The organism is Pseudarthrobacter phenanthrenivorans Sphe3, assembly GCF_000189535.1.
In the GTDB taxonomy this organism is placed as follows: domain Bacteria; phylum Actinomycetota; class Actinomycetes; order Actinomycetales; family Micrococcaceae; genus Arthrobacter; species Arthrobacter phenanthrenivorans.
Genome location: NC_015145.1, coordinates 590,715 through 607,880, shown reverse-complemented (window position 1 = coordinate 607,880; position 17,166 = coordinate 590,715). Strand labels below are relative to the sequence as shown.

Sequence of the window (17,166 nt, the reverse complement as noted above, 5' to 3'; positions counted from 1 at the left end):
CGCGGGGGCGCTGTTTCCTTGGACATGAAGATTGAAATCTGGTCGGACGTCGCCTGCCCCTGGTGCTTTATTGGCAAGCGCCGCTTCGAAACTGCCCTTGCCGCCTTCCCGCACCGTGATTCCGTGGAGGTGGCCTGGCGAAGCTACCAGCTGGACCCCACCCTTCCCGAACACTACGACGGAACGGAACTGGAGTACCTGAGCAGCCGCAAGGGCCTGCCGGCGCAGCAGGTTTCGCAAATGTTCCACCATGTGGCCGAGCAGGCCAAGGCCGAGGGCCTTAACTACCGCTTCGACTCGGTAGTGGTGGCCAACAGTTTCAACGCCCACCGCCTGATCCACCTCGCCGCGGCGCACGGGCAACAGGACGCCGCCAAGGAGCGCCTGCTGAGCGACCACTTCGAACACGGCAAGGACATCGGCAGCCGGGAGTACCTCACGTCCCTTGGCCAGGACCTGGGCATCGACCGCGCCGAGCTGGACGAGCTGTTCACCACCGACAAGTTCGCCGCCGAGGTCCGTTCCGATATCCAGGAGGCCCGGTCCCTGGGCATCAGCGGCGTCCCGTTCTTCGTCATCGACCGGAAGTATGGGCTGTCCGGGGCCCAGCCCGCTGAAACCTTCACAGCCGCCCTCAACCAGGCCTGGCAGGAAGCCAATCCGCTGGTGCTGGTCAACTCCACGGATGGCGACGCCTGCGGACCGGACGGCTGCCAGGTCTAGGCGGCACAAACGGGGGCTTTTACTGACACATCGCGGTAAAGTGTCTACATGCCAAGGATTTCAGCGGCCAGCAACGCCGAGCAACGAGCAGACACCCAGCGTCGCATCCTCACGGCCTTCGGCGAACTCCTTTTCTCCCACGGCCTCCCCGGCCTGACCATGACGGATGTGGCTCGGCACGCCGGGGTGGGCCGGACCGCCGTCTACAACTACTACGCGGACATCGAAGAGCTGCTGATCTCCTATGCGCTCGTGGAAACCGCGAAGTTCCTCTCCGAGCTGCGGGAGTCCCTGGCACGCCTGGACAACCCGGTGGACCGGCTGGCCCTGTACGTCCGCGCCCAAGTGGTGGACCTCAGCCGCCGCCACCTCCCGCCGGGCCCTGCCATGGGAGCCGTGCTGTCGCCGTCGTCCTTTGCCAAACTGGCCGATCACGTGGGCGAGCTGAGCGTCCTGCTGCAGGGAATCCTGCGGGACGGGATGGAGCAGGGGTACCTGCCTGCCGCGGACATCGACCAGCAGGCGCAGCTGATCCTGGGCACCCTGTCCTCCAGTGCGGCGCGGGGCAGCGACGAGCCCGAAGAACTGGAGGCGCGCGTGGCCAGGACGGTGCGCTTCATCCAGCAGGGCGCCGGCGCCAGGTTCGACGACGACGGCCGCCCCGTGCGGCTCAGCCCGCTTCCCGCGGTGGCTGGCTGAATTGCCGTTAGGCCGGCGGTTCAGCGAGTCGGCGCGGCCGACGGGATGACCGGCCATTTGTCGTCGTCCGCAATGCGTCGGCTTTCGCGGGGACAACTCAACTTTCCGGGCGTCTGGTCAACAAGCTCCGGCGGGGTCAGCGCCTTGTAGTCCTGGGCAAGGACCACATCGACGCTGCCGTCCGTCCTGCCGTCCTGGAAGTAGTCCGAGCCCGGCAGGTTCCGCTGGACCGTGAACGCGGCGGACTGGCCGGCTGCCCCGGAAATCACGGCGGCAACGCCGCGGTAGCCGGCGTCGATATTGGAAACTGCCCCCACCACGAACTTCCTGGCCAGGAACTCGTCCGCGACCGAACGTGCCAGGCCGGGCCTGCTGGTGGAGTTGTAGACGTTGAGGTTGACCTGGTCGTTCGGGGTGTAATCGAAGGTTGCGGCCGGGCAGGTGGAGACGGCCTCCTCGGCAGGGGCTGCGGCAGGGATTTTCAGCTGCCCGTTGATGACGGCCAGGGCGGTGATGATGCCGGCCACGATCAGGCCAATGAGGAGGACCAGGACAATTCCGTGCAGGGCCCGGCGCCGGACGCGGGCGGTGTCATCGGCGTCGCGCGCCGCTTCGAACGTGGCCCGCAGCTCCTGCCCGGTGACAACGTGGTGGCCATGGAGGACGCTGGCGTCCTGCTCCCGCTTCCTAGCCATCTATCACCAGGACACGGGCGTGGATCGCGGTGCGCTGGTGCAGGGCCGTCCGGACGGCCCTGTGCAGCCCGTCCTCCAGGTACAGGGTCCCCTGGTACTGCACCACGTGCGGGAAAAGATCACCAAAGAAAGTGGAATCTTCAGCGAGCAGGGCCTCGAGGTCCAGGGTGCGCTTGGTGGTCACCAGCTCGTCCAGCCGCACCGGACGGGGCGGAAGCGATGCCCATTCCTTGGGCGTCGTGTAACCGTGCTCGGGGTAAGGGCGGCCCTCGCCCACAGCTTTGAATATCACCTTGCCACACTAGGCATCCTGCCCGCGGAGCGAAAGCGCCCGGCCGCGCCTCCTGCAGGTTGTGGCCAAACAGTGACCATCTGTCACATACCGTGACCATCCCTTGCCCGGCGCAGGCCTGCAGGGCGCGGCTGAGAGAATAGACGCATGACAGCATCCGAGTCCCCTGCCGTATCCGCACCTGGGGCCCACGCCCCGGCCACGCCGCCGCTGGCGCTCCTGCTCGATGTGGACGGCCCCGTGGCAAGCCCGGTCACCCGCGACGTGAAGCGGGAAATCATCGATGACCTGGTGGCCCTCGCCGCGGCCGGCATTCCCGTCGTTTTCAACACCGGACGCTCGGACGCCTTCATCCGCGAACAGGTCATGGAACCCATGATCGCCGCCGGAATTCCTGCGGGCACCATCATCCACGCCGTCTGCGAAAAAGGTGCCGTGTGGTTCAGCTACACCGCAGCGGGGCCGGGCCCCATCCACGTGGACCGTGAACTCGCCGTGCCCGCCGCTTACGGGGACGACATCCGGCGCATGGTGGCCGAGGACTATGCCGCCCACATGTTCTTTGATGAGACCAAGCGGGCCATGGTTTCCGTGGAGCAGCACATCGACGTGCCCAGCGAGGACTACCTGGCCGAGCAGAAGCTGTTCGACGCCGACGCCATGGACCTGATGGGCCGCCACGGGCTGGGCGTGGTGCGGCTGGACCATCACGCGCCGAATTCCGACGACGAGGTTGACTACCGCGTGGATCCCACCATCATCTCCACGGACATCGAGTCGGTACGGCTGGGCAAGGACCTGGGCGCCAGCCGTGCGGTGGAGCTGCTCGCCGCACAGGGCATCACCCCGGAGGCGTGGCGGACCGTGGGTGATTCACGCACCGACTATGCAATGGCGGACTGGCTTCACCACAATGACCATGCGGTCAAGCACGTGGACGTCCGCCCGGCGGACGGCGTTCCGGTCAAGCCCTATGAGATCCTGACGGCCGGGGACCTGGGGCTTGACGCCTCCGTGATCCACGACGACGCCGGCGGCGCTTTCCTGCGCAGCTGGCGCGAGGCGCTGGGCATCTAAGCCCCTGCCGGGCACGATCTGTCCGGGCGTTGCCCCTGCCTGGAAACTCCCCGTTTCCCGGGCAGGGCTATCATGCAAGAAGACACGATAAATCATCCAGCACGGAGACAACCATTACAGAAGCACCGGTTCAAGACGAGGTCTACTACGGCGGCCAGGCATCCGTAGAGGAACAATTTCACGCGGAGATCACTTCACCCGAAGCTGAGCAGCGGCTGAACCCCCGCCCTGATGTCATCACGCATAAGGGCCGCATTGCGCTGATCAACCACAACAGGACTCCCTACCAGGCCATGGTGGAGGACCTCCTGTTCGTACGCAATGTGCTGGCCAACGCGGGCCTGGAATACCTGCTGGTGAGGGGGAACAATGACCGGCCAGTCATTGCCTTGGACTGGAAAGACCGGAAGAAACTGCGGGCTGCCATGGTGGAAGCCTGCCGGGACGAGCCTTTCTATTCCATGACCGTGGATGCCAAGAAGAAAACTTCATTCCTGGTCGCGGACGGCGAGCTCTCCTCCAACCGGCAGGCGCGCATCTTCCGCCTGTACCGGCCCCGCGTGGAACCCACCGGCGGCTTCGAGTTCGGCGCTTCAGCGGGTGTCCAGATTGAGCTGTGGTCCTTCAAGGGCGATGAGATCATCCTGCCCATCGAGAACTCGCTCACCCGCCGGACCCTGCTCCGCCAGGATGCCGTCCGCGGCACTGTTGAGCGTTACGGCCACACGTGGCCCACCATCGAGAACATGTTCGCTGACCATGCCAGCGACATCAGCTTCGACATCGACCTGGTCTTCTCGTGGGTGGACGGAAGCTCCCCCGAATACATCGCCGCCAGGCGGGCGCAGCAGAAGGACGTGGTCCTGGGCGAAGGCGATGACCACGAGGCCCGTTTCCGGCAGATCAACGAACTCAAGTACGCACTCCGGTCCGTGTACATGTTCGCTCCCTGGATCCGCCGGATCTTCATCGCCACGGATTCACCGGCCCCGGAGTGGCTGGCCGAACATCCGTCGGTGACCATCGTCCGCAGTGAGGAGTTCTTCTCCGACCCCTCCGTGCTTCCCACGCACAACTCCCAGGCGGTGGAGTGCCAGCTTCACAACATCGAAGGCCTCTCCGAGCACTTCCTGTACTCCAACGACGACATGTTCTTCGGCCGGCCGGTCAGTCCGGACATGTTCTTCACCCCGGGCGGCATCACCAAGTTCATCGAGGCGGAAACCCGCATTGGACTGGGTGAGAACGCGGCAGAGCGCAGCGGTTTCGAAAACGCGGCGCGGGTTAACCGCAAGCTGCTGTGGAACCGGTTCGGGCGGATCACCACCCGCCACCTCGAGCACAGTGCGGCCCCCCTGCGCCGCAGCGTCGTGGCCCGGATGGAGCGCGAGTTCCCGGAGGAATTCCGGAAGACGGCGGCGAGCCGGTTCCGGGCGGCGGACAACATCTCCGTCACCAACTCCTTTTACCACTACTACGCCCTGCTTACCGGCCGTGCGGTAACCCAGACCGCGGCGAAGGTCCGCTACGTGGACACCACCATGCGGGCCGGGCTCAAGTACCTGCCCAAGCTGCTGGCCAAGCGGAACATGGACTTCTTCTGCCTGAATGACGGAAGTTTCCCGGAGGTGGACGCCGACGAGCGAGCCAAACTTGTCACGGACTTCCTGGAGAAGTACTTCCCCATCAAGGCGCCCTGGGAAAAATAGGCTGCGGGAATACAAGAGCGAAAAATGAAGGTCCGTGCCGCTGGGCGGCACGGACCTTTCATGTCTTGAGCATCACTGACGTCAGTGGCTGGTGGGCAGGCCTATCTTCGCGCTGCTCCGGGGTTTGGCAGTTTCCGGTATCCGGATCCCGGCGGCGGCCAGCCGATGCTTTGTCTCTTCCGGGGAGACGTACTCCCCTACCGTCGTCGACCTGCCCATGGGAACCACCGAGTGCACGATCGTGTGCTCGTACACGTGGACCAGGTTGAAGGCTTGCCCGCCGTCCTGTCCTCTGGTGCCGCCAACGGGAACGTTGAGGTCCTGGGTATAGCAACTGGCTGAGGCCACGGACACGGGGATGCCGGCGAAGCTCGCCGTCGTCGAATAGTGCAGGTGGCCGGCGAGGATGGTGCGGACGTCCGAATTGCGGACCACCGCTTCCAGCGAGGCCTGGTCCCGCAGTTCAACAAGGACGGAAAGATCCAGGACGGACGGTACGGGCGGATGGTGCAGCGCCAGGATGGTGCCATCCGGGGCCGGCGTGTCCAGCTGACGGGTCAGCCAGTCCAGCTGGGAGTCGCTGAGCTCGCCATGGTGGAAACCGGGGACGGACGTGTCCATGGTGATGACGCGCAGTCCGTTGATGAAGTAGCTCTTGTCCACGGGGGCGTCATTGGCGGGTTCGTCCAATAGGCCAGTGCGGAAGTTAGCCCGGTTGTCGTGGTTCCCCATGGCCCAGATGACCTCCGCGCCGAGTTCCTCGCACGCGGGCTCAACGATGGCCCGCAGTTTGACGTAGGCTTCGGGGTCACCCTTGTCTGCGAGGTCGCCGGTGAAGATGACGGCCTCCGGCCTGGCCCCGGACGCTTTGACTTCGTCGAAGAGCTGGATGAGCCGCGCTTCGCTGTCAACAACGCCGTAGAGGGGGTTCGGACCTCCCGTCAGGTGGGGATCGCTCAGGTGGAGTAGGAAATGGCGTGGCCGGGGATGCTCGGCCTCGATGTGCTCCATTGCTGCCTCTGTGGTCGGTGGGAAACGGCGCTTCCCTTGTACCCTTCAGTAATGTTTATCCAATCAGACATTTGGCAAACTGTGGGTAAATCGCCGGAGCTGATGTGGAAAAAAATAAAAGAACTGCGCTTTTGCACTGCCCCGTTCGGCAAAGCGCCGGTTTTCAGCCGAGTTCTTTTTCGATCGCGTCGATGATCTCTGCCGAGTCCGGCTCCACGGTGGGAGCGAAGCGGCCCACCACCTCGCCGTGCCGGCTGACCAGGAACTTTTCGAAGTTCCACTTGACCAGTCCGGGAAGCAGCCCGGTCTTAAACTTGGTGAGCTCCCCGTAGAGCGGGTGCTGGTTCCTGCCGCGGACGTCGGCCTTGACCGTGAGGGCGAACGTCACACCGAAGTTCCGCTCGCAGAACTCGGCGATGTCGCTGTCACTTCCGGGCTCCTGCCCCGCGAACTGGTTGCAGGGGACGCCCAGGACCTCAAACCCGCGGTCCCTGAACTTTTCGTACAGTGCCTCGAGCCCCGCGTACTGCGGCGTAAAACCACAGTTGGACGCCACGTTGACCACCAGCACCACTTTGCCCTCGAACCTGCCGAAATCAGTCGCGGTTCCGTCGTTCAGGGTCAGTGGGATCGGGTACAAGGGTGTCACAGGCTGCGTCCTCGGAAAGTTGTTCATGCGTGGAATTCGTTGCCGGTGAACCAACGTACTGGTCCGGGCTTGGAGTTTCCTGGGATGGTTCCGCGGGGCAGGTGCCCGGCTCTGCAGGTGCAGCCGTAGCCGGCTCGGGTGTCGCTGTTGGCGCGGGCTCCGCCGGATCGGACGGATCGGTGGGCGAGGGTGTTGGCGCAGTCGGGGATGGCGCTGGTGCGGGCTCAGTCGGCGTCGGCGTTGGGCTGGGCGACGGCGCAGGCTCAGCCGGTTCGGACGGCTCAATCGGCGTCGGGGTCGGGGTCGGCGACGGGGTCGGCGACGGCGCAGGCTCAGCCGGTTCGGACGGTTCAGTGGGCGACGGCGTTGGCGTTGGCGTTGGCGTCGGGGTCGGCGTCGGGGTCGGCGTAGGCGAGGGCTCAGCCGGTTCGGACGGTTCAGTGGGCGACGGCGTTGGTGTTGGCGTCGGCGACGGCTCAGCCGGCGGCGTCGGGGTCGGTGGCGGTGTTGGCGCGGGCGTGGAAGCCGCGGGCGAAGCGGCAGGCGGGGCCGCCGTCGTCGTTCCTGCTGATGCCTGGTTCCCAGGCGGCGGGAACGCGCCGCCGGGCCCGGCCGGGATGGTCCACAGGACGGGTCCAGTGGCCGGAGCGTTGCCGCCCGGCACGTACGTCCGCAGGTTCACGGGCAGGGCGCCGAGTGGATGGGCCGGTATCAGCACCCAGTTCGCGGGGCTGGCGTGCCGGCCGTCCAGGATAGTTTCAAAATGCAGGTGGCATCCGGTGGACCACCCCGAGGATCCCACCCGGGCAACCGCCTGGCCCGCATAGACTGTGTCCCCGCTGCTGACGCCGATGGTTTCCAAGTGGTTATAGGTTGTGATCAGGCCGTTGCCGTGATCGATTTCCACGCGGTTGCCGCCACCCCACGGATGCCACCCCGCCGCACGGACAACACCCGAGTCGGCGGCGTACACCTCGGTGCCGCAGGGGGCGGCGTAGTCCTGCCCCAAGTGGAAGTCACCGGCTTCCCCTGACAGGGGACTGATCCGGAAGCCATAAGGGGAACTGGGATTCAGCAACCCCAGGGGCGCCATCAGGTGCCCTGCCGGCGGCCGGCCGAAACCAGTCAGCCCAACGGTGAGCGGCACTCGGACGTCCCTGCCAACGGTGCCGATGGCAGGACGCGGAAAGGACACCGACACCAGGGGATCGGTCAGGATGACAGGGGGCAGGGCGGCTGCTGCCACCGTGCCCGACGGCGGCCCTTCAGAGGGTGCCCGGCTCTGCCGTCCTGCGCCGGCGGCAGCGGATACGGCGGCGGCACTGCCCGGCGTGGCAGCGGGGACGGCTGGCGCCAGGGGTCCCTCGGCGCCGCCGGAGAGGTTGAGGGCCCACAGGGAGACGGCCAAGGCCCCCGTGGCGGCAACGGCGCGGCCGGCGGAGGCACGGCTGACCCCGCTGCCTTTGTCCTTGCCGGATCCTCCGTGATTGCCCAATAGACTGACTCCCGGCCGTGGCCAACCGCACGCTGTCTTGACGGTATTTCCCATGTGACCACAAGCCCCGGGATCCTGTGAACCCTGCAGCCGCACTCTGCGGGTTTTTTGCGGATGCCCGCCATTCCCCCTACGCCGCCTGCGGTGGCAGGGGCACCGTCCTGCAGCTGCGGACGTTGTGCTTACGATTGGCTCAAGCACCCAAGTTCTCCCGGGAGGACGTCCATCATGAAGAACTTCCTGGCCCCCATGAAGAAAAGCCTGGTCCGTACCTTCAGCAACGGTTCCGAGGGCGTTCCGCAATGGCAGCTCGACCTCGCGAAGGGCGACGACCCGGGATACCACCTGCCCGGTTCCGCGGTGTGGGCGGTGCACGGCTCCATGTCACCCATCGTGGCCGGAATCCGCACGTTGCTCATGCAGTCCCTGCACCCCGGCGCCCTGGCCGGCGTCCATGAGCATTCAAACTTCCGCGAAGATCCCCTGGCCCGGCTGGCCAACACCATCCGCTGGATCTTCACCGTGACATATGGGTCCAGGGATGCCGCTGAGCACGCTTCATCCCGGGTGCGCCGGCTGCATGATGCAGTGCAGGGCAGGTACAGCGACAACCGCGGAGCCCTGCGCGACTACAGTGCCAACGACCCTGAACTTGCCGGCTGGATCCACCTGGCCTTCACGGATGCGTTCCTTACCGCCCACAAAATCTGGGGCGGCTCCATCCCTGGCGGACCGGACGCGTACGTCCGGGAGTGGGCCCAGACCGGGCGCCTGATGGGCGTGGAGGACCCGCCCCTCACGGAGGCGGACATGCACCGGCAACTCGACCACTGGTACGAAAGCGGAGAGCTTCGTGTGGACGCCCGGGTGGCAGAGACAGTGGAGTTCATCCGGAACCCGCCGTTGAACCGGATGCTCCGGCCCGGCTACCGGATCCTGTTCGCCGGCGCCGTCTACAGCCTGGAGCCCAGATACCGCACGATGCTTGGACTCACTGTTCCACGGCTTGGCCCCCAGCCCCTGCCGGTGAGGTTCGCAACGAAGGCGGTACTCGGCGTCGTACGCCTTGCCCTGGGTCCCAGGGGCCCCAGCGAACTGGCCGCCAGGGAACGGCTGCGCCGGCTGGGCATTGTTGACGCCGACCGGGGCACCTGACCCCAGTCCCGGGAGGTTAGGCCCCCGAAACGAAAGAACCCGGCTCCGGGTGTTACCGGAGCCGGGTTCTTGACCGGCGGAGAATGGGGTGTCTAGTTTCACGACATAGTTCTCACATGAGTCGGGACATCGTTCCCAGTTGACACTGCACCGGTGAGTCGGGACATCGTTCACACCGGCAGGGTTACGGAAGCTGCCCGCCGGTATGGAGTCAGCCGCCGCTGGGTCCACGAGCTCCTCCGACGCGAGTCCGCCGGAGGTATCGCCGCCGTCGAACCCCGATCCAAACGCCCCCTCAGCAACCCGCGCCGCACCATCGAAACGGTAGCCGCCCGGATCCTTACCCTGCGGCAGGAACTGCAAACCGCCGGCCTGGACGCCGGGCCCGTGACGATCGCCTGGCACCTCGAACAAGAAGGAGTACCCGCGCCGTCAACGTCCACGATCCGCCGGCTCCTGCACACCAAAGGAATGATCACTCCGGATCCGAAGAAACGGCCCAAAGCCTCACTGCACCGCTTCGAAGCACACCAGCCCAACGAAACCTGGCAATCCGACTTCACCCACTGGGCCCTGGCCGACGGAACCGACATCGAGATCCTGAACTTCCTCGGCTACCGGCCTCGACACTGACCGACAACGGCATGGTCTACACCACCCGCCTCGCGGGCGGGAAAGGCGGCAGGAACGCCTTCGAACACCATCTCCACGCCCTGGGCATCACCCAAAAGAACGGCGCCCCGAACCACCCGCAGACCCAAGGAAAAATCGAACGTTTCCACCAGACCCTCAAACGCTGGCTCACCGGCCAACCCCGGGCCCACACCCTTCAAGACCTGAACGAACAGCTGGAAAAGTTCCGGCACATCTACAACCACGAACGCCCCCACCGGGCCCTGGACCGCCGCACCCCGGCCGCGGCCTACACCGCGATACCCAAAGCATCACCGACCGGATCCAAACAAGGAGATCACTGGCGTCGGCGCATCGACCGCGTCGACCAGTTCGGGAAACTCACCCTCCGCCACGCAGGCCAACTCCGCCACATCGGCATCGGCCGCGCCTACGCCCGCAAACACGTCCTGATGCTCATCCACGACAACGACGTCACCATCAGCGACGCAACCACCGGCGAGATCATCCGCGAACTCACCATCGACCCCACCCGGAACTACCAACCCAGAAAACAGGGGCAAAGAAAAACACCCCGGTCCGAAGACCGGGGTGTTACCGATGACTCGACTCATCCGTGAAGGATGTCTCGACTCACCACAATGGCGGAGAATGGGGGATTTGAACCCCCGAGGGCGTTAACCCAACACGCGTTCCAGGCGTGCGCCATAGGCCGCTAGGCGAATTCTCCAGCTGCTTCTGAATCAAAAGCAGATACTAGATTACCTGATCTTTTCCGCATCGCCCAATTGGCGTGCCCAGTGCGTCGAGGAGGGCCTTCCGGCGGGTGGGCTCCAGGCAGGCAGTCCTGCTGCTTAACCACGAAATGGACGCCCCCAACGCGCCCATTCCAGCGGACCACCGTTGAACTGTCGGGTCCAGCCCCGTTCATTCAGGCCCCGCGGCTCACAACCTTGAGATTGCCCCAATCGGTGTATATATCCATGATCCCGGGCGGTGGCGGGATAAGCAACGGATTCCTGCGTTTACTGCCTTTATTCCTGCACCATGGAACGCATGAACGAACTGCACGCGCTGGTGGCATACGTGCCCCGAAGCCACACAGATCAGGTTCTGGCAGCCATCGGGGATGCCGGGGCCGGCCGCATCGGGAAGTACTCGCACTGCTCTTTCGTCACCCCAGGGACAGGCCGTTTCACCCCGCAGGAAGGCGCGGAACCATACCTGGGGCGGGTGGGGGAACCGGAAGAGGCCGCAGAGGACAGGATCGAATGCGTCGTGGAACAGCCATTCCTGGGAGCCGTGGTTGCCGCGTTGCGGGCCGCGCACCCCTATGAAGAACCGGCTTTCATGAGCTGGCCGGTGGACGGCTGGCGCTGACGCCGGACCGATTCGAGTCGCGCCGGAAGTTCGGGTAAAGTATCTGACGGCCCCTCATGTGGCGTCATCCTGTTGAACTCCCCCAGGACCGGAAGGTAGCAAGGGTAAATGGGCTCTGGCGGGTGCATGGGGGGTCTTTACTATTCCCCCACAGGGCGGCAGGATGTCAGCCCGGATTGGTAGGGTTTTCTCTGTGACAGTTACTACCGCCCTTTACCGCAGATACCGTCCGGATTCGTTCGCGGATGTTATCGGGCAGGAACATGTCACCGGTCCCCTGATGACAGCCCTCAGGAAAAACCGCGTCAACCACGCCTACCTTTTCTCCGGCCCCAGGGGTTGCGGTAAGACCACCTCTGCCCGGATCCTGGCCCGCTGCCTCAACTGCGCCCAAGGCCCCACCGACACCCCCTGCGGCACCTGCCCCAGCTGCATCGAGCTGGCCCGCGGCGGGTCCGGGTCCCTGGACGTCATCGAGATCGACGCTGCAAGCCACGGGGGCGTGGACGACGCACGGGACCTCCGCGAGCGCGCCACTTACGCTCCAGTACGGGACCGCTACAAGATCTTCATCATTGACGAGGCCCACATGGTCACGTCCGCCGGGTTCAACGCCCTGCTGAAGATCGTTGAAGAGCCGCCGGAACACATCAAGTTCATCTTCGCCACCACCGAACCGGACAAGGTCATCGGGACAATCCGCTCCCGCACCCACCATTACCCCTTCCGGCTGGTGCCGCCGGAACCCCTGATGGCCTACTTGGAGCTTCTGTGCAACCAGGAGAACGTCCCGGTGGCGCCCGGGGTCCTGTCGCTGGTGATCCGTGCCGGCGGCGGCTCTGTGCGGGATTCCCTTTCCGTCCTGGACCAGTTGATGGCGGGCGCCGGGCCGAACGGCCTGGATTACGAACTGGCCGTCGCGCTCCTGGGCTACACGCACGCCTCCCTGCTTGATGATGTGGTGGAGGCGGTGGCCGCTTCCGATGCCGCCACCGTTTTCCGTGCCGTGGACCGGGTAATCCAGACCGGCCACGATCCCCGGCGGTTCGTGGAGGACCTGCTGGAGCGTTTCCGCGACCTCATCATCGTCCAGGCCATGCCGGAGAGCGCCCAGACCATTCTTCGCGGCATGCCCGCGGACCAGATTGCCCGCCTGCAGAACCAGGCCCACAACCTGGGTGCGGCCGAGCTCTCCCGCGCCGCAGATGTGACCAACACGGCGCTGACCGAAATGACCGGCGCCACGTCGCCGCGGCTGCACCTCGAGCTGCTGTGCGCCCGGATCCTGCTGCCCAGTTCCGAACAGAACGAACGCGGCATCGCAGCACGGATCGACCGCGTTGAACGCCGGCTCAACTACGCAGGGAACGACGTCGGTGCTCCCGCCGCCCCAGCCGGTGCCGCAGCGGGTACCGCCCCGGCCGGCGCCGCCGCAGCCAGTGCCGCCCCTGCGGGTTCACTGGAGCGACGGGCGGGAGAGCGCCCCCCGGCTCCCCCACAGCCTGACGGGACCACTGGCCCCGCTGTCTCTGCCCCCGTCCCTGCAGCCCCTGTTCCTGCAGCCGCTGCTGCGGGAGATGTCCAGCACGTGAAGGCACCTGGTGCCGCTTCAACGGTATCCGCTGCCCAGAATGCTTCGCCTGCCCCGGGTGCTTCGCCGGCGTCGACGGCCCATGGGCCGGCTGCTGCCGAGGCGCCGACTCTTGCCCAACGTGCCCAGCCCGGCCCGGCATCTCCTGCGGTGCCTCCGGTTTCTGCGCCGCATGCCGCTCCGACGGCTGCCCGGGACGCATCCTCCGCAGCTGACGGAACCCGTGCCCCGCTCACGGCTCCCCGGGTGAGCACAGATGACTGGCCTGTGGACGAATCCGCCGGAAACCGGCCCTCTGCCGCATCCCCGGTCCCTTCAGCGGCCCGGGACCATGACTCGGGGGCGCCGCGCCGGAAGGAGGCCCACGGGGGGATGGAACAGCAGTCCCGCGCTGCATCCGGCGCGGCGCAGGCTCCCGCCGCCCGGCAGTCCACGGCACCGCCTTCGGGAACATCGGCCCAGTCGGCCGGACCACCCGTCCCGTCGACGGGAACAGCGCCCGGAACGGCAGCTGTACCCGCACCTGGCGTCATGGGTGATGTTGAAGTCCTGCGCCGGGCCTGGCCGGACGTCCTCCAGACGCTCTCCAAAATCAAGCGCAGCACCTGGGCCCTCGTTGAACCCAATGCCCAGGTTGCCGCCTTCGACGGCCAGATCCTCACGCTTGCCTTCACCACGTCTGGACTTGCTGGTGCCTTCGGCCGGGCAGACCACTCGGAGAACCTGCGGCAGGCCATTCACAAAACGGTAGGCATCGACTGTCAGATCAATGCCACTGCCAACGGCGCATCCACGCAAACGAGCTCTGACCCAAACCCAAAAGTGCCCGCCAGTCCGGCAGCCCCCGCAACGTCGGCTGACGTCGCTTGGGGGCTCGCTCCCGCGCCGGCTCCTTCGCCCGATGATGCTGCCCAGCAGCCCGGCGTCGGAGCCCGGCAGCCCGGCGTCGCAACCGGATCCAACGCAGCCCGGAGGGAGGGCAGCCCGGCAGACCCTGCGGTGCAGCAGCGGCAGGATCCCGGGTCAGCCCAGGACCACGTCGGCCAGCCGCGGCAGGCCAGCGCGGAGGCCCGTGTGGACCACGCCGCAGTCCCTGCCTCAGTACCTGCCGCAGCACACCGGGACCTGGCAGCCGGGGTTGGCCAGTTGCGCCCTGAAGCACAGCCTGCCTCCACCGTTCCAGCCTCGGCCGCGGCGGTGCCGGCTCCAGCGGCCTTCGCGCCTGCGGGTGACTACTCGTACTCCGACGACGATTGGGGTCCGGCCCGGGACGAGGATGCTCCCCCGCTGGACGAAGAACCTCCCATGGACTGGGACCCCTCGCCCCAGCTGCGGCCCCAGTCCCAGCCACAGCCAAAGTCCCAGTCCCAGCCAGAGGTCCAGCAAGCTGACCCTGCACCTTCAGGGAACGCCGAGCCCGCTGGCTCCGGCAGGGCGGGCGGGCGGCCAGCCGGTGCCCCGCACGATCCGTGGACCCGGGCCGTCGAACAGGCGCCCGGCGTCTGGGTGGTCGGTGAGGAAAGCAATGTAGGCAGGACCGCAACCGCAGCGTTGCCGGACGAAACTCCCGCCGCACCGGTTCCTGCGCCGCGCTACGAACCCGCGGCCGCGCAGGTTCCGCCTTCCATTCCAGTCACAGCGCCGGGCTCCCGGGCCGAGCCGGATTGGGGATTGGCCACTGCCGCAGCGGCTGCGCCATCGTCGGATGGCGGGCGCCCCGGGCCTGGCGCTCCCGTACCGGGTGTTGCGTCGCCGGAGCCGGCGCGCGAACCCGAGTTTGCCATGGCCTCGGCTATGTCCGCTCCCGCGGCTGCTCCGAGCCAGACTGGTCACGCCGTCGGGCCCGCAACCCAAGCGGGACGGCCAGCGGCTTCCGCGGCTGCGTCCGCTCCTGCTGCCCCGCGGGCCGTCACGGCAGTTCCGGCAAAAGCCGACCCCGCCGCTTCCGCAGCGGCTGAAACACGGCAGAGCCTCTACCAGCGCTTGTCCAACAGCCCGGAAGCAGAAGCGGGCCGTGCCAAGGCTCCCGCGAGGGCCGTGACGGCCGCCGCCACCTACGTCCAGGACATCCCGAGCGCCGACGACGAGACCATCGAAGAGTCCGGTGTGTTCGGGCGGGCCGCGGTGGAGCGTATTCTGGGCGGGAAGCTGATCGAGGAGCGTTCGCCGGACGGGAGTCCCCTCGCCCCGCGTTACTGACCGGCATCCTGGCCGCCAACCGCGTCGGCGGCCGGCGATCCACTGCTTTGCAGCAATCCACACCAAGCTAAAGAGGAAAACGTGTACGAAGGTGCAGTCCAGGAGCTGATTGATGAGCTCGGCCGCCTTCCGGGGGTGGGCCCCAAATCCGCTCAGCGGCTGGCGTTCCACATACTTGAAGCCGACCCGCAGGACATGAAGCGGCTGGTGGAGGCCATCACCACAGTCAAGGAGCGGGTCAAGTTCTGCACTGTGTGCGGCAACGTCACCGAGCAGGAACTGTGCAACATCTGCCGCGACCCCCGCCGTGACCCTGCAGTCATCTGCGTGGTGGAGGAATCCAAGGATGTCCTGGCCGTGGAGCGCACCCGGTCCTTCCGTGGCCGGTACCACGTGCTGGGCGGGGCCATCAACCCCATCGCCGGCATCGGTCCGGAGCAGTTGCGGATCCGGGAACTGCTGACCCGGCTCAACGACGGCGCCATCCAGGAAGTCATCATCGCCACGGACCCGAACCTTGAGGGCGAAGCCACTGCCACCTATCTGGCCCGGATGCTTAAGACCATCGGCATCACTGTGACCCGGCTTGCCTCGGGCCTGCCGGTGGGCGGAGACTTGGAGTACGCGGACGAGGTTACGCTGGGCCGCGCTTTCGAGGGCCGCCGGAACGCCCTGGCATGATCCGCGCCGCCCTGGTCCGCCCGGCGGCAAGCAGGGCTCCAGCCACGAGGACCTGGAACCCAACGCCCACCAGTGCCAGCGGCGTCCCGGGCGCATCCTTGGCCCGCGGTTCGCCGTGGACGCAGGGCACCTGGGTTCCGTCCGCAGCCTCCTGCAATGCAGCCGGTACCCAGCCAAGAACAGCACCCGCAGGATCAGCTTCAGTTCCCAGTGCCAGTAAAACAACAGAGGGGCTGGCGGCAGCCAGCCACATGATGCGCTCCGTGTGATGGACCTCGGCCACCCCCGCCCCGACGGAAGAGCACTGGTACGCCACCCGGGTTCCGCCCGGGCCCCATTGCACGTTGACGGCTACCGTCACGGGTTCCACCGCACGCACCCAAGGCACCATCGCCGCAGCGGCACCAGCGGAGCCAGCCACCATGACCCCCGCCAGCGCCCAACCGGCAGCGCGTCCGCGCCTCCCATCACGCACTGCCGCCATGATTCCCACTCCCATGGCCCCAAACACGAGGCCTTCCACGGCCACGACGCCCGCTGCGGCCACCGCTACAGCATTCGGCGCTCCGGCAAGCAGCGCCTGCAGCTGCAGGACGCAGAAGACGAGTGCCGCCAGGGCCAGTCCACGAACTGCCGTGGCCAGCAGCGCAGGACGGATGGCACCGATGACCTCCCGTTCCGGGGAAGCCACACAGCGTTCATAGCAAGCCATCCCCCAGTGCACGGCCAGGAAGGCCGCCGCTGCGGGGAGCAGTGTTGCGGCGAGGGCGTAGACAAGCAGTGCGGCGTCGAACCAGTCGCTTTGCCGGTCGATGGGCGCCAGCACCATCACAGCGGCGGCTGCTGCAGCCCATGTCCCCAAGGTGGTGCCCGCGGCCAACGTCCAGAACCGGACGCTGCCGAGAGTGCGGATAGGGCCCAACAGCACCAGCCCGGCACTTAACCGGACGCCAGGCACCGGTTCCGGGACCCCGTCGTCGTCATCCTCCCAAGGGGCGCTCCCGGCGCCCCTGCCAATCGGCTCATATACGGGCTCAGGCGCGGGGCGTGCAAAGGGCTGGTCGTCGTCGACCACGAGGAAACCCCGCCTTCCATCGACAGGCCCCAGCCCCGGCGGAACCGGCGTGCGCGCCGGCTAGTCCAATCGTGGCTCAACCCACCGGGGCTGTCCAGAGCC

At 66.6% G+C, this 17,166-nt stretch carries 15 protein-coding genes, 1 tRNA gene, 1 other RNA gene and 1 pseudogene; 11 read left to right on the top strand and 7 right to left on the bottom strand.

Going from position 1 to position 17,166, the window contains the following annotated elements:
• The first annotated feature begins 24 nt into the window (after positions 1-24).
• On the top strand, positions 25-723 hold the full coding sequence (locus ASPHE3_RS02955; RefSeq protein ID WP_041651920.1) for a DsbA family oxidoreductase: 699 nt from the start codon (positions 25-27) through the stop codon (positions 721-723).
• Between the two features lie 48 nt (positions 724-771).
• Positions 772-1,422, top strand: coding sequence for a TetR/AcrR family transcriptional regulator (locus tag ASPHE3_RS02950; protein WP_013599746.1), 651 nt, complete (start codon positions 772-774; stop codon positions 1,420-1,422).
• A gap of 20 nt (positions 1,423-1,442) precedes the next feature.
• On the opposite strand, the gene ASPHE3_RS02945 is transcribed toward ASPHE3_RS02950, so the two are convergent.
• Together ASPHE3_RS02945 and ASPHE3_RS02940 are read right to left on the bottom strand one after the other, a co-directional pair.
• Positions 1,443-2,117 (bottom strand): LytR C-terminal domain-containing protein, encoded by a 675-nt coding sequence (locus ASPHE3_RS02945; RefSeq protein ID WP_013599745.1) that lies wholly within the window; start codon positions 2,115-2,117, stop codon positions 1,443-1,445.
• Complete coding sequence (locus ASPHE3_RS02940) at positions 2,110-2,409, bottom strand: type II toxin-antitoxin system VapB family antitoxin (protein ID WP_013599744.1); 300 nt, start codon at positions 2,407-2,409, stop codon at positions 2,110-2,112. The genes ASPHE3_RS02945 and ASPHE3_RS02940 overlap by 8 nt, the downstream gene beginning before the upstream one ends.
• Positions 2,410-2,556: 147 nt before the next feature.
• On the opposite strand from ASPHE3_RS02940, the gene ASPHE3_RS02935 reads away from it, so the two are divergent.
• Together ASPHE3_RS02935 and ASPHE3_RS02930 are read left to right on the top strand one after the other, a co-directional pair.
• A complete protein-coding gene (locus ASPHE3_RS02935) occupies positions 2,557-3,486 on the top strand; it encodes a Cof-type HAD-IIB family hydrolase (protein ID WP_013599743.1) in 930 nt (309 codons plus the stop codon).
• A 35-nt stretch (positions 3,487-3,521) separates the two neighbouring features.
• Positions 3,522-5,195 (top strand): stealth family protein, encoded by a 1,674-nt coding sequence (locus ASPHE3_RS02930; protein WP_081459883.1) that lies wholly within the window; start codon positions 3,522-3,524, stop codon positions 5,193-5,195.
• Between the two features lie 81 nt (positions 5,196-5,276).
• Here the strand turns inward: ASPHE3_RS02930 and ASPHE3_RS02925 are convergent, their stop codons facing one another.
• From ASPHE3_RS02925 to ASPHE3_RS21365, 3 genes are all read right to left on the bottom strand, one after another.
• Positions 5,277-6,206, bottom strand: a complete 930-nt coding sequence (locus tag ASPHE3_RS02925) for a phosphodiesterase (RefSeq protein ID WP_013599741.1) — start codon at positions 6,204-6,206, stop codon at positions 5,277-5,279.
• A gap of 163 nt (positions 6,207-6,369) precedes the next feature.
• A complete protein-coding gene (locus ASPHE3_RS02920; protein ID WP_167536971.1) occupies positions 6,370-6,882 on the bottom strand; it encodes a glutathione peroxidase in 513 nt (170 codons plus the stop codon).
• Entirely contained in the window at positions 6,803-7,948 is a 1,146-nt protein-coding gene (locus ASPHE3_RS21365) for a M23 family metallopeptidase (protein ID WP_254363031.1), read from the bottom strand. The genes ASPHE3_RS02920 and ASPHE3_RS21365 overlap by 80 nt, the downstream gene beginning before the upstream one ends.
• A 124-nt stretch (positions 7,949-8,072) precedes the next feature.
• Here ASPHE3_RS21365 and ASPHE3_RS22545 point away from each other — a divergent pair, with 124 nt between their 5' ends.
• From ASPHE3_RS22545 to ASPHE3_RS02905, 3 genes and pseudogenes are all read left to right on the top strand, one after another.
• Complete coding sequence (locus ASPHE3_RS22545) at positions 8,073-8,342, top strand: hypothetical protein (RefSeq protein WP_254363111.1); 270 nt, start codon at positions 8,073-8,075, stop codon at positions 8,340-8,342.
• A gap of 236 nt (positions 8,343-8,578) precedes the next feature.
• The gene (locus ASPHE3_RS02910; RefSeq protein ID WP_013599739.1) at positions 8,579-9,505 is read left to right on the top strand and encodes an oxygenase MpaB family protein; all 927 of its coding nucleotides are present in this window, start codon (positions 8,579-8,581) and stop codon (positions 9,503-9,505) included.
• Positions 9,506-9,658: 153 nt separating this feature from the next.
• A pseudogene (locus ASPHE3_RS02905) lies at positions 9,659-10,758 on the top strand (integrase core domain-containing protein).
• A gap of 22 nt (positions 10,759-10,780) precedes the next feature.
• Here ASPHE3_RS02905 and ASPHE3_RS02900 read toward each other — a convergent pair.
• A tRNA-Ser gene (locus ASPHE3_RS02900) sits at positions 10,781-10,868 on the bottom strand.
• A gap of 326 nt (positions 10,869-11,194) precedes the next feature.
• Between ASPHE3_RS02900 and ASPHE3_RS02895 the strand changes: the two genes are divergently transcribed.
• From ASPHE3_RS02895 to recR, 4 genes are all read left to right on the top strand, one after another.
• On the top strand, positions 11,195-11,518 hold the full coding sequence (locus ASPHE3_RS02895; protein ID WP_013599736.1) for a YqfO family protein: 324 nt from the start codon (positions 11,195-11,197) through the stop codon (positions 11,516-11,518).
• A 45-nt stretch (positions 11,519-11,563) separates the two neighbouring features.
• An RNA gene (gene ffs, locus ASPHE3_RS21300) (signal recognition particle sRNA small type) lies at positions 11,564-11,660 on the top strand.
• 21 nt (positions 11,661-11,681) lie between these two features.
• A complete protein-coding gene (locus ASPHE3_RS02890; RefSeq protein WP_013599735.1) occupies positions 11,682-15,308 on the top strand; it encodes a DNA polymerase III subunit gamma and tau in 3,627 nt (1,208 codons plus the stop codon).
• A gap of 81 nt (positions 15,309-15,389) precedes the next feature.
• Positions 15,390-15,989, top strand: coding sequence for a recombination mediator RecR (recR, locus tag ASPHE3_RS02885; protein ID WP_013599734.1), 600 nt, complete (start codon positions 15,390-15,392; stop codon positions 15,987-15,989).
• Here the strand turns inward: recR and ASPHE3_RS02880 are convergent.
• Positions 15,943-17,064 (bottom strand): hypothetical protein, encoded by a 1,122-nt coding sequence (locus tag ASPHE3_RS02880; protein ID WP_013599733.1) that lies wholly within the window; start codon positions 17,062-17,064, stop codon positions 15,943-15,945. The genes recR and ASPHE3_RS02880 overlap by 47 nt on opposite strands.
• Positions 17,065-17,166: the final 102 nt, after the last annotated feature.

Coding starts and splice junctions, on each gene's coding strand:
- ASPHE3_RS02955 (WP_041651920.1), top strand. CDS start 25: ATGAAGATTGAAATCTGGTCGGACGTCGCCTGCCCCTGGTGCTTTATT.
- ASPHE3_RS02950 (WP_013599746.1), top strand. CDS start 772: ATGCCAAGGATTTCAGCGGCCAGCAACGCCGAGCAACGAGCAGACACC.
- ASPHE3_RS02910 (WP_013599739.1), top strand. CDS start 8,579: ATGAAGAACTTCCTGGCCCCCATGAAGAAAAGCCTGGTCCGTACCTTC.
- ASPHE3_RS02890 (WP_013599735.1), top strand. CDS start 11,682: ATGTCAGCCCGGATTGGTAGGGTTTTCTCTGTGACAGTTACTACCGCC.
- ASPHE3_RS02935 (WP_013599743.1), top strand. CDS start 2,557: ATGACAGCATCCGAGTCCCCTGCCGTATCCGCACCTGGGGCCCACGCC.
- ASPHE3_RS02920 (WP_167536971.1), bottom strand. CDS start 6,882: ATGAACAACTTTCCGAGGACGCAGCCTGTGACACCCTTGTACCCGATC.
- ASPHE3_RS21365 (WP_254363031.1), bottom strand. CDS start 7,948: ATGGCGCCCCTGGGGTTGCTGAATCCCAGTTCCCCTTATGGCTTCCGG.
- ASPHE3_RS02945 (WP_013599745.1), bottom strand. CDS start 2,117: ATGGCTAGGAAGCGGGAGCAGGACGCCAGCGTCCTCCATGGCCACCAC.
- ASPHE3_RS22545 (WP_254363111.1), top strand. CDS start 8,073: ATGACAGGGGGCAGGGCGGCTGCTGCCACCGTGCCCGACGGCGGCCCT.
- ASPHE3_RS02895 (WP_013599736.1), top strand. CDS start 11,195: ATGAACGAACTGCACGCGCTGGTGGCATACGTGCCCCGAAGCCACACA.
- ASPHE3_RS02925 (WP_013599741.1), bottom strand. CDS start 6,206: ATGGAGCACATCGAGGCCGAGCATCCCCGGCCACGCCATTTCCTACTC.